We start from the raw sequence: 10,537 nt of genomic DNA on the forward strand, positions 1-10,537 counted from the left end.
GCGCTGAGCCGGCCTTATCGCCTCGACGTGCTCGACCATCTGCCGACAGGCTGCCACGCGCGGCTGCGGGCGGATCCGCGGCGTGTCTCAGGTGATCTCGGGCAGCTCCTGCTCGACCCCGAGCAGGGTCCGGAACGGGTCGCCTCGTCGCTCGAGCCGGTCGAGAACGGTCCGGATCGTCCACCTGTCCGGCCGCAGGTCCGGGTCGTCGAGCTCGTCCCAGCCGATCGGCACCGACACCGGCGCCTCGGCGGCCGGCCGCGTCGAGTACGGCGCCACCAGCGTCTTGTTGATCGCGTTCTGGGTGTAGTCGAGGCGGGCCAGTCCCCCGCGCGCCTTCTTCTCCCACTTCCAGCTGACGAGGTCCGGCAGCACCTTGCCGACCGTCTTCGAGAGCTTCTCGGTCCACGCCCGGGTCTCGTCGAAGGAGTAGCCGGCGCGGATCGGGATCCAGATCTGGATACCGCGCTTGCCGGTGACCTTGGCCCGTGCGGTCACGCCGAGGTGCTCCAGCGCGGTGCGGTGCAGCCGCGCGAGCTGCAGCAGTTCGTCCCAGGAGGTCCTCTCGCCGGGGTCGAGGTCGACCAGCGCGTAGGTCGGCTCGTGCATCGCCGTCGTGCGCGACGTCCACGGGTGCCACTCCAGCGCACCGAAGTTCGCGGCCCACAGCAGCGCCGCGGGCTCGTCCACCACCAGGTAGGTCTGCGTCTCCCCGGGGTCGGCCTCGGGGTTGTCCCAGCGGGGCAGCCAGTCCGGCGCGTGCTTGGGGAGCTCCTTGTGCCAGAAGCCCTTGGTCTCGGCGCCGTCCGGATAGCGGTGCAGGTTGATCGCCCGCCCCTCGAGGTAGGGCAGGGAGATCGGAGCGGCCCGCGCGACGTACGCGAGGAACTCTCGCTTGGTGACCGGCGGGTCTCCGGGGAAGAGGACCTTGTCGAGATTGGTGACCTTCAGCGTGCGGTCGAAGATCTCCCAGGTCCCCTCCTCACCGAGCTCCTCGAGGGCCACGATCGTCTCCTCGGACACGGGATCGGGGAGCAGCGAGACCTCCGCCTCCTCCGCCGGGACACCGGAGCGCCACAGCTTGTCGGGGTCGGCCTTGACCTCCTCGTTGGTGCGCCCGCTGATCACCGAGCGCGGGTGCTGCTCCGGGTCCCAGCCCTCCACGGCGTGCCGGTCCTTCTTGTGGAGCAGCAGCCACTGCTCCTTGTCGCCGGCCTCCCCGCGCCGCACCAGGACCAGTCGCCCGCGCAGCTTCTCCCCGTGCACCTCGGCGTGCAGCTCGCCCTTCTCCAGCTGCGCGGCGGGATCCTCGCCCTTCGCCGGCTCCCACGTGCCCGCGTCCCAGACGATCACGTCGCCCCCGCCGTACTCGTCCTTCGGGATCACGCCCTCGAAGTCGATGTAGTCGATCGGGTGGTCCTCCACGTGCACGGCCATCCGCTTCACCGATGGATCCAGGGTCGGCCCCTTGGGGACGGCCCAGCTGACGAGCACCCCGTCGATCTCGAACCTCAGGTCGTAGTGCAGGCGGCTGGCTCGGTGGCGCTGAACGACGAACCGGCGCTCACCGCTCGCCTCGCCGTCCTGGCGCGTCCGACCGCCCGACGGCTCCGGCGTGCGCCGGAAGTCCCGCTTGCGTCGGTACGTCGCCAGGTCGCCCATGCTCCTGCGGTGCCCCGGCACGGGTCCGCCATACGAGGCGGCCATACGGGTCGACCATCGGAGGGAATCAGACGAGGACGCCCACCGGCTCCGGCTGGAACCCGGGGAACACCTGCGCGGACGAGGCGCCCATCCGCTTGACGGCGATCTCCGACAGCACGCTCCGGTAGTCGGTGGTCACGAGCAGGTCGCCGTTGGCCTCGTCGGTCAGGCCCGGCCAGTTCCCGTAGTAGCCGCCCTTCACGCCCGCCCCGAAGAGCATCATCACGTTGCCATGGCCGTGGTCGAGGCCGTAGTTGGCGTTCTCCTTGGTCCGGCGGCCGAACTCCGAGAGCGTCACCAAGGTGACCTTCGAAGCGAGCGGCCCGAGGTCGGTGAAGAACGCGGCGATGCCGTCGGCGAGCTCCTTCGTCATCCGCTGCATCTGGCCCCACGCCAGCGTGCCGAGGTCCACGTGGTGGTCCCAGGACCCGTAGTCGATGGCGATCACCTCGGCGCCGACGTCGCCGCGGATCGTCCGGGCAGCGGAGGCCAGCGACTCGCCGAAGTCCCCGCGCGGATAGGTGGCTGCGTTGGCGGGCGTCTCCGAGGTGGCGCGCACCGGACCGAAGTCGGCGATCGCCTGCATCGCCGCCCGGGCGCCGGCACCCAGCGGGCCTGGCACGCTCCCCCACATGGTGCGCATCGAGCGCGGGCGCCGGCCGCCGGTGTCCCACTTGTCGGCGCCCGGGAGGCGCATGTCGCTCACCTTGCTGACGGCGACGCTCGGCTGCGGCCCGCTCAACGACATCGGCGTGACCGACTCACCGAACTGGATGGCCTCGAGCGGGTTGGTGTAGGTGTCGCGCCCGATCAGGCGGTTGAGCCAGCCGACCCGCGCGGCGGATCCAGGGTCGGCGTCCTCGACCTGCTCGATCGCTGCGAAGTGCGACCGGTTCGGCACCGGGAGGCCGGTCGCGTGGACCGTCGCCATCCGCCCGGCGTCCCACAGCGGCAGCAGGGGTTCCAGGTGGGGATGAAGGCCGAAGAAGCCGTCCTTGGCGAGCAGCCGCTCGGAGGGGATCGCGATCCGCGGGCGCGCGGCGTAGTACACGGGATCGGCGTGCGGCACGACCAGGCTCATCCCGTCCACCGCGCCACGCATCGACAAGACCACGAGGACGGCCGGCGCCGACCGGGTGGCGGCGTACGACGTCTCGATGAACGCCGTGCCGACGGTGGCCACGGAGGTGAGGCCCGCGCCGACGGCGGCCGCACCACGGAACAGGCCGCGCCGGGACAGCCCGCCCTCCAGCCGGGAGTACTCGGGGCAGCCGCAGGTCTCGGTCGTCATCTGCTTCACCTGGTCATGTGGGTCGGGGAGTCGAGGAACACGGTCACCAGGCGGGCCATCTCCCAGCGCACGATCCGGTGCCCGGTCGTGATCACCGCTGCCGGACCACAGCCGGCGGCCTCGCAGGCGACCCGCAGCAGCAGCGGCGTGGAGCCTCGACCCAGGATCGTGCGGGAGAGGTGGTCGACGAGATGGTCGAACCTGATCCTCGGCTGCGGTAGCCAAGCGGCCGGCCGACGGTAGGCCACGCCGACCTTCGGCCACCATCCGCCCGACACCGTGTAGTGCAGGTCCAGCGATGCCAGGAACCGCGAGGTCGACGACCATGCCGCGCCGTTGTCCGGACGTCCGTCGGGTCGCTGCCAGCCGAACGCCGGCAGACCCAAGGAGCTGGACTGCCAGAGGATCGCGTTCGCGGCGGAGGAGTCGTTGCTGGCCGACGGCCCTGTCGTGAACCGGGCGCCGATCGCGCGGTAGGTGGCCACGACGTCCTCGGACGGGGTGCGCACCTTCTTGCCCGCCGACGCGCGGAAGGCCGAGCTCGCCACCAGGGCCCGCAGCACCGGCCCGATCGCGGTCTTGTTGGCGAGGTAGACCCTCGCGAGGTGGTCGACGAGGTCGGCCGGCGGGCTGTCGGAGACGAAGCGCACGGCCAGCTTGTGGGCGATGCGGCGCGCCGTGGCGGGGTGGTGGGCCAGGTAGCGCAGGTAGGCGCCCAGCGCGGCCCGGCCGTCGGGGTCGGCGTTGGGGTGCGCGAAGTCCATCACCTGCACCGGCCCGGTCCAGTGACGGGTGGGGTCGTACCAGGCCTTCCAGTCCGACCACAGTCCGACCCGGAACCCGGTGAGGATCCGAGCGGAGCTCTTGACGTCGTCCTCGGTGTAGTGGCCGCGGCCGACCGTGTGCAGCTCGAGCAGCTCCCGACCGAGGTTCTCGTTGGGCGCGGACTTGTTCGAGTTCGCGTTGTTCAGGTAGACCGACATCGCCGGATGGGTGACTGCGGCTGGGAGCAGCTGGTCGAAGCGAGTCAGCGCGAGGCCTCGGATCGTCTTCCCGTAGGACGTCCGGAACGGCCCGACCTCGCCGTTGGCAGGCACGTGGAAGTGGTGCTCCCAGAACTCGGCCATGGTCTCCAGCACCTGGCGCTGCGAGCCGACGCGGCGCACCATCGCCCAGCACTGGTAGTTCGCGTCGGCGCGCCAGAACATCTCCACGCCGTCCTTCTGCCGCTGCCAGAGGTCGGCCTCGGAGGCGTTGATCGAGTGCCACCACCTGGCCGTGGCCGAGTACCACCCGTCGTCGTAGTGCCCACGGAGCTGGCGGTCGAACCATCGCCCGAAGCCACCCGCTGCGCCGACCTGCCGGAGCAGCGCCGGGGTGTAGCCGGCCGTGAGGCGCTGGAGTGCGTGCAACGTCGCGGGGGCGGGGATCTTGGTCCGGGTGTAGGCGCGTACCCGATACCCCGCTGCCTCGGCCGGACTCGCCACCAGCGCGACGCCCGCACCGGTTGCGGTGGCGGCGACGAGCGATCGACGAGTGGGGGTCACCAACTCTTGATCGGCCCGCGAGCCGGCCGCCTGAGCGACCGCCCGGCACGAACTGGGTCTGTGGGCACGACCAGCGGTTATCGGGGGAGGTATGACCCGCTACGGCATCCACGCCAGCCACGAGCAGATCCCGCCCGCACAGCTGCTCGCCGACGTCCAGCGCGCCGAGCAGGCGGGGTTCGAGGTGGCCATGTGCTCGGACCACTTCTCGCCGTGGAGCAGCCGGCAGGGGCACTCGGCCTACTCCTGGTCCTGGCTGGGTGCGGCCCTGGCAACGACCGGGCTGACCTTCGGCACCGTGAGCGCTCCGGGTCAGCGCTACCACCCGGCCGTGCTGGCGCAGGCGATCGGCACCCTCGGGTCGATGTTCCCCGGGCGGTTCTGGGTGGCGCTCGGGAGCGGTGAGGCCTCCAACGAGCACATCACCGGCGAGCGGTGGCCGCGCAAGGAGGTCCGCACCAGGCGGCTGGAGGAGTGTGTCGAGGTGATCCGACGGCTGCTCGAGGGCGAGGAGGTCAGCCACGACGGGTTGGTCACCGTCGACCGGGCGAGACTGTGGGAGGTGCCGGAACCACGACCACGGCTCGCGGCACCGGCGGTGTCGCTGCCGAGCGCCTCCCGTGTCGCGGCGTGGGGCGAGGGCATGGTCACCGTGAACCAGCCGCTCGAGCAGCTGCGGAGGATGATCGACGCCTACCGGGGCGCGGGCGGGTCCGGAGCGATCGCTCTCCAGGTCCACCTCTCGTGGGCGCCGACCGCGACAGAGGCCGAGGCGATCGCCCACGACCAGTGGCGCAGCAACGTGTTCGCAGAGCCGGTCTGCTGGGACACCGAGACGGCCGAGGGGTTCGATGCCATCTCCGAGGGCGTGACGCCCGAGCAGGTGCGCACCGTGGTCGACGTGTCCTCCGACCTCGAGTGGCACTGCGACCGGCTGCGCGCGTACGCCGACCTCGGCTTCGACGAGATCTATCTCCACCACGTCGGACAGTCGCAGGCGGCGTTCATCGACGCCTTCGGGGAGCAGGTCCTCCCGAAGCTCCGGGCGGCGTGATGACAGGCGGAGTCAGCACCGGCGACCTGTGGTGGAAGAACGCGGTCGTCTACTGCGTCGACATCGAGACCTTCCAGGACTCCGACGGTGACGGGATCGGGGACATCGCCGGCCTCACGCAGCGGATCGACTACCTCGCCGAGCTCGGAGTGACCTGCCTGTGGCTGATGCCCTTCTTCCCCACCCCCGACCGGGACGACGGGTACGACGTCACCGACCTGTTCGGCGTCGACTCCAGGCTCGGGACGCACGGGGACCTGGTCGAGCTGCTCCGGACGGCGGCTGACCGCGGCATCCGGGTCGTCGCCGACCTCGTCGTCAACCACACCTCTGACAAGCACCCGTGGTTCAAGGCGGCCCGCCGCAGTCGGGACAACCCGTTCCGTGACTACTACGTCTGGCGGTCCGACCCACCCGAGGACACCTCCAAGCAGGTGGTCTTCCCCGACCGGGAGGACAGCATCTGGAGTCTCGACGAGCGCACCGGCGAGTGGTACCTGCACCACTTCTACTCCCACCAGCCCGATCTCAACTTCGCCAATCCCGAGGTGCGCGACCAGATCGCGAAGTCGATCGGGCTGTGGCTGCAGCTCGGCCTGGCCGGCTTCCGGGTGGACGCCGTGCCGTTCCTGGTCGCCGACATCGACACCACGCGCGACGACGTGCCGGGCGACCCGCACGAGTACCTCAAGGCGCTGCGGTCCTTCCTCGGGCGACGACGCGGCGACGCGATCCTGCTCGGCGAGGTGAACCTTCCGCACAAGGACCAACGCGCCTACTTCGGCGGCTCCGACGGCGACGAGCTCACCATGATGTTCGACTTCATCGGGATGCAGTCGCTCTACCTGGCCATGGCCCGCGAGGACGCGCGCCCCTTGGCGAGGGCGCTGAAGGCGCGGCCGAAGGTGCATCCCGACTGCCAGTGGGCGACCTTCGTCCGCAACCACGACGAGCTCACCCTCGACAAGCTCTCCGAGCGCGAGCGGCAGGAGGTGTTCGCGGCGTTCGGGCCTGAGCCGTCGATGCAGCTCTACGGGCGGGGCCTCAAGCGCCGCCTGCCCCCGATGCTGGACGGCGACCCGCGCCGCCTCCGGATGGCCTACAGCCTGCTCTTCAGCCTGCCGGGCACGCCGACGCTGTACTACGGCGAGGAGATCGGCATGGGCGAGGATCTGGAGGCCGAGGGCCGGATGGCTGTGCGTACGCCGATGCAGTGGGACTCCTCCCCCAACGGCGGCTTCTCGACGGCGTCGCCCCGCCGTCTCGTGCAGCGGCCGGTGCCCGGCGGCTACGGTCCCCAGCACGTGAACGTCGCCGACCAGAGACACGATCCGCAGTCCCTGTGGAGCTTCCTGCGCGAGCTGATCCAGACCTACCGGGAGTGCCCCGAGCTGGGCTGGGGCGAGTTCGCCGTACTGCCACAGCAGCACCGCCAGGTGCTCGCGCACCGCTGCAGCTGGCAGGGGTCGTCGGTGATCGCCGTGCACAACCTCTCGGCGCAGTCGGTGACGGCGACGGTCCAGCTCGATCCCGCTGACCTCGCGGCCGACGGGCCCACCTTCCTCCACGACCTGTTCGCCCACAAGCGGTTCGAGGCCGGACCTGCCGGGGCCGTCGAGCTCGCGCTCGACGGCTACGGCCATCGCTGGCTGCGGACTAGCGCGCCTGGGTGAACCTGGTCGAGTTCGCCATCCGCACCGAGCGGAACTCGGTCCGCGAGTCGAGGCCCCCCTGCTGCATCCAGCGCCAGCCCCTGCCGAACCACAGGTAGCCGTCGACCACGCGTGCCGCCTGCTGCCGGAGCCCGGGGGCGTCGGGGCCGAGCCCGAGCTTGGCCGACTCGGGGCCGACCGGGTTCCAGGTCGGCCGATGGCCGAGCGACTGGCAGACCCGCTCGGTGCGCGAACCGCAGGTGGGGGTGTTGTCGAACTGGTAGTACTCGTTGCGCGTGGCCCGATACTTCGCGCCCCACCGGGCATCCCACTGCTTCCACGTGAACGGGGTGCCGTTGTCGGCGGTGTCGATGACGGCGCGCTTGCCCCGGATCCCGCCCCGGGAGAGGGCCGCGCTCACCTTCGCCGCGAACGCGACGTTGGAGGCCACCGAGTCGTAGTGCGTGGCGCCGAGCGCGAAGCCCCGCACGTACTGGACGCCGCTGGCGCGGAGCAGCCGGACGGCCTCGTCGACGTAGAGCCAGTCCGCGGAGCCGGCGTCGATGTAGATCGCCTCGCGGCGCAGCGTCTGGGAGAGGTATCTCGCAGCCCAGGCCGTCATCCGCATCCGGACGCCCGGGGTCGGGTCGCGCAGCTCGCGTCCGCCGTTGGCGTGGTTGGCGGAGATCGCCAGGTCGGGCTCGAGGATTATGGCGACCCGCGCCGTGCCGATGCCGGCCGCGATCTGGCGGATCCACCGCTGGTAGCGCTCCATGGACCACGACATGGCCGGGCGCTTGCCGTCGACGACCTCGCCGTCGGGCCACAGCCCGAAGATGGCCAGCTGCACCAGTGCGTCGGGGTTGCTCCGCTGCGCGTCGACGACGTAGGCGGCCACGTTCTTGCGCACGCTGTCGACGTTGCACGAGCGGCAGTTGGCGAACCAGCGGGCCTTCGGCGACTTCGCGATCTTGGCCAACGCGGCCTTCCTGGCCGGGTCCGGCTCGTCCCGGTAGTTGGTGAACTCGGGGTTCGCGCGGGTGGCGATCGTGGAGTGGTTCCACGGCCCGGGCTTGGCGAGAGGGTTGCTCGGGTTGGCGGAGAGCGCAGCCTCCGACGGGCCCACCAGGCTCACCGCAAGGAGCAGCGGGACTGCGACGGCGACCGACGTGGCGAGAAGCCTGCGCATCGTATTCATCGCCTCTCCCTTCGACAGCGGCAGCCGAAACCGTAGGCGTCCGCGCGCGGTCTCACCGGCGATTGTTCTGGAGCATCTGCTCTGCTACGGTTCCGGAGCGATTGCTCCATAATCATCGAAAGCAGGCCACGCATGCCCCAGCTGACCCAGGACGGTCCGGTCTGGACCCTCGACCTCGGCGACGACGAGAACCGCTTCTCCCCCGACTGGCTCGCCTCGGTCACCGACACCCTCGACGCCGTCGCCGACTCCACGGAGCCGGCCGTGCTCGTCACCACCGGCGGGGGCCGGTTCTACTCCAACGGGCTCGACCTCGACTGGCTCGGTGCCCACCCTGAGGAGATGACCTCGTACGTCGCGCGCGTGGAGGACCTGCTGGCGAGGATGCTCACGCTTCCCGTGCCGACCGTCGCCGCGGTGAACGGCCACGCGTTCGGCGGTGGCGCGATGCTCGCGATGGCCCACGATCACCGATTCATGCGCCGGGACCGCGGCTACTTCTGCTTCCCCGAGGTGGACATCCGGATCCCGTTCACGCCGGGCATGGCCGCGCTGATCCAGTCGAAGCTGACCCCGCGCGCCGCGCTCGAGTCGATGACCACCGGACGACGGTACGGCGGCGAGGACGCCGCGAGCGCCGGGCTCGTCGACGGGGCCGGAGCCCTCGAGGAGCTGCCGGCACTCGCCCGGGCGACGGCCGACCATCTCGCCGGGAAGGACCGCGCCACTCTCGCCCAGATCAAGGCCACGATGTTCGCCGACGTCGTCGCCTCGCTGCGGCCCCGCGGCTGACGGTGGGCCGGCCGCGGTCGCACGACCTGGACCTGCTGCTCGACCACGCCCGCGCACTGTGGGTCGACGGCGGCGCGGCCGGCCTCACGATCCGCCGGCTGAGCGCGCGGTCCGGGGTGTCGAACGGGGCGATCTACAACGCCTTCGGCTCGCGCGACAACCTGCTCGCCCGGGTGTGGGCACGCGAGGCCGACGCCTTCCTCGCCTTCCAGCGGGAGGCGGTCGAGCACGCGGGCCGCGCCGGTACCGCGCAGGACGCCGTCGTGGCGGCGGCGCTGGCCCCGGCGACGTACGCGAGGACCGACGAGCAGGCGGCTCGCCTGCTGCTGGCGGTGCCGATCGGCGACATCGTGAACGCCGACCTGGGGCCCACCGAGCGGTCGCTGATCGAGGGTCAACGCCGCCTGCTGTGGGACCTGATCGTCGAGCTGGCCGAGCGACTGTGGGGGCGCTCGGACCGGTCGGCCGCCACGCTGGTCACCTACTGTCTGGTGGACCTGCCCGGCAAGCTGCTGCTCTCCGCCGCCGGGCCCACCGACCCGCTCGCCGTCCACGCGGTGGAGCAGGCCGTGCGCGGCATCACCGGAGTCCGCCCTCCGACGCCGTGAGCTCGTCCCATCCGCGACGCCGCGGGCGACGAACCACCTCCCGAGTCCCTGCCCGGCTGTATTGGGCCGACGCGGGTACCGGACGAGCACCAACTCTCATCAAGGAGTCGCCATGAACACCTCCACCACACCCGGTTCCATGACCGCCACACCGATCCAGACCGCGGCCACGGTCGTCGCCGCCGTCTTCCTGCTGGTGGGCGTACTCGGGTTCATCCCCGGCGTCACCACGGGCTATGACGACATGAAGTTCGCCGGGCACGAGTCCGAGGCCAAGCTCCTCGACATCTTCCAGGTCTCGATCCTCCACAACATCGTGCACCTGCTGTTCGGGCTCGTCGGGCTCGCACTGGCGCGGACGTGGAGCGGTGCACGCGCCTTCCTGATCGGCGGGGGCGCCGTTTACGGCCTGCTGTTCGTCTACGGGCTGCTCATCGACCAGGACAGCGACGCCAACTTCGTCCCGCTCAACGACGCCGACAACATCCTCCACCTGGTGCTCGCGCTCGGGATGATCGCACTCGGCCTGGCCCTCGGCCGCAACGGCACGACGGCCACCACCACGCCGCGCGCTCATTGACCAGTCCTGGGGCCCGTGCGACATTGACGGGATGGGTGAGCTGAGGGGCCGAGGCTCCGCGCCGCAACGGCCGCGCGCAGGCGCGTCCGGCGGCCCGGTGCCGAGGCCCCT

At 71.1% G+C, this 10,537-nt stretch carries 9 protein-coding genes; 5 read left to right on the forward strand and 4 right to left on the reverse strand.

All coding sequences use genetic code 11. The annotated features are described in order from the left end of the window. Positions 1-87: 87 nt before the first annotated feature. From E7Z54_RS16705 to E7Z54_RS16715, 3 genes are all read right to left on the reverse strand, one after another. A complete protein-coding gene (locus tag E7Z54_RS16705; RefSeq protein WP_136435618.1) occupies positions 88-1,662 on the reverse strand; it encodes a DNA polymerase ligase N-terminal domain-containing protein in 1,575 nt (524 codons plus the stop codon). Positions 1,663-1,729: 67 nt separating this feature from the next. After that, positions 1,730-2,995 carry a DUF1501 domain-containing protein gene (locus tag E7Z54_RS16710; protein ID WP_136435620.1) on the reverse strand — a complete coding sequence of 422 codons (1,266 nt, stop codon included), beginning with the start codon at positions 2,993-2,995 and terminating at the stop codon, positions 1,730-1,732. A 5-nt stretch (positions 2,996-3,000) separates the two neighbouring features. Further along, the gene (locus tag E7Z54_RS16715) at positions 3,001-4,542 is read right to left on the reverse strand and encodes a DUF1800 domain-containing protein (RefSeq protein ID WP_168798384.1); all 1,542 of its coding nucleotides are present in this window, start codon (positions 4,540-4,542) and stop codon (positions 3,001-3,003) included. Between the two features lie 91 nt (positions 4,543-4,633). Between E7Z54_RS16715 and E7Z54_RS16720 the strand changes: the two genes are divergently transcribed. Together E7Z54_RS16720 and E7Z54_RS16725 are read left to right on the forward strand one after the other, a co-directional pair. Next, complete coding sequence (locus E7Z54_RS16720; protein WP_136435624.1) at positions 4,634-5,596, forward strand: TIGR03885 family FMN-dependent LLM class oxidoreductase; 963 nt, start codon at positions 4,634-4,636, stop codon at positions 5,594-5,596. Then, complete coding sequence (locus tag E7Z54_RS16725; RefSeq protein WP_136435626.1) at positions 5,596-7,269, forward strand: alpha-amylase family protein; 1,674 nt, start codon at positions 5,596-5,598, stop codon at positions 7,267-7,269. Before E7Z54_RS16720 ends, E7Z54_RS16725 begins: the two co-directional genes overlap by 1 nt. On the opposite strand, the gene E7Z54_RS16730 is transcribed toward E7Z54_RS16725, so the two are convergent. After that, the gene (locus tag E7Z54_RS16730) at positions 7,253-8,446 is read right to left on the reverse strand and encodes a glycoside hydrolase family 6 protein (protein WP_136435628.1); all 1,194 of its coding nucleotides are present in this window, start codon (positions 8,444-8,446) and stop codon (positions 7,253-7,255) included. The two genes, E7Z54_RS16725 and E7Z54_RS16730, sit on opposite strands and share 17 nt — an antisense overlap. A gap of 132 nt (positions 8,447-8,578) precedes the next feature. Here E7Z54_RS16730 and E7Z54_RS16735 point away from each other — a divergent pair, with 132 nt between their 5' ends. The 3 genes from E7Z54_RS16735 (at position 8,579) to E7Z54_RS16745 (ending at position 10,426) form a co-directional block, all read left to right on the forward strand. Next, complete coding sequence (locus E7Z54_RS16735; RefSeq protein WP_136435630.1) at positions 8,579-9,238, forward strand: enoyl-CoA hydratase-related protein; 660 nt, start codon at positions 8,579-8,581, stop codon at positions 9,236-9,238. Between the two features lie 2 nt (positions 9,239-9,240). Next, on the forward strand, positions 9,241-9,846 hold the full coding sequence (locus tag E7Z54_RS16740; protein WP_168798385.1) for a TetR/AcrR family transcriptional regulator: 606 nt from the start codon (positions 9,241-9,243) through the stop codon (positions 9,844-9,846). Between the two features lie 112 nt (positions 9,847-9,958). Next, the gene (locus E7Z54_RS16745) at positions 9,959-10,426 is read left to right on the forward strand and encodes a DUF4383 domain-containing protein (RefSeq protein WP_240769741.1); all 468 of its coding nucleotides are present in this window, start codon (positions 9,959-9,961) and stop codon (positions 10,424-10,426) included. Positions 10,427-10,537: the final 111 nt, after the last annotated feature.

Source organism: Nocardioides sp., from assembly GCF_004803405.1.
In the GTDB taxonomy this organism is placed as follows: Bacteria; Actinomycetota; Actinomycetes; order Propionibacteriales; family Nocardioidaceae; genus Nocardioides; species Nocardioides vastitatis.

What these genes read in the sequence shown, in the direction of transcription:
- E7Z54_RS16725 (WP_136435626.1), top strand. Translation starts at nt 5,596, where the DNA reads ATGACAGGCGGAGTCAGCACCGGCGACCTGTGGTGGAAGAACGCGGTC.
- E7Z54_RS16720 (WP_136435624.1), top strand. Translation starts at nt 4,634, where the DNA reads ATGACCCGCTACGGCATCCACGCCAGCCACGAGCAGATCCCGCCCGCA.
- E7Z54_RS16710 (WP_136435620.1), bottom strand. Translation starts at nt 2,995, where the DNA reads ATGACGACCGAGACCTGCGGCTGCCCCGAGTACTCCCGGCTGGAGGGC.
- E7Z54_RS16735 (WP_136435630.1), top strand. Translation starts at nt 8,579, where the DNA reads ATGCCCCAGCTGACCCAGGACGGTCCGGTCTGGACCCTCGACCTCGGC.
- E7Z54_RS16745 (WP_240769741.1), top strand. Translation starts at nt 9,959, where the DNA reads ATGAACACCTCCACCACACCCGGTTCCATGACCGCCACACCGATCCAG.
- E7Z54_RS16730 (WP_136435628.1), bottom strand. Translation starts at nt 8,446, where the DNA reads ATGAATACGATGCGCAGGCTTCTCGCCACGTCGGTCGCCGTCGCAGTC.
- E7Z54_RS16705 (WP_136435618.1), bottom strand. Translation starts at nt 1,662, where the DNA reads ATGGGCGACCTGGCGACGTACCGACGCAAGCGGGACTTCCGGCGCACG.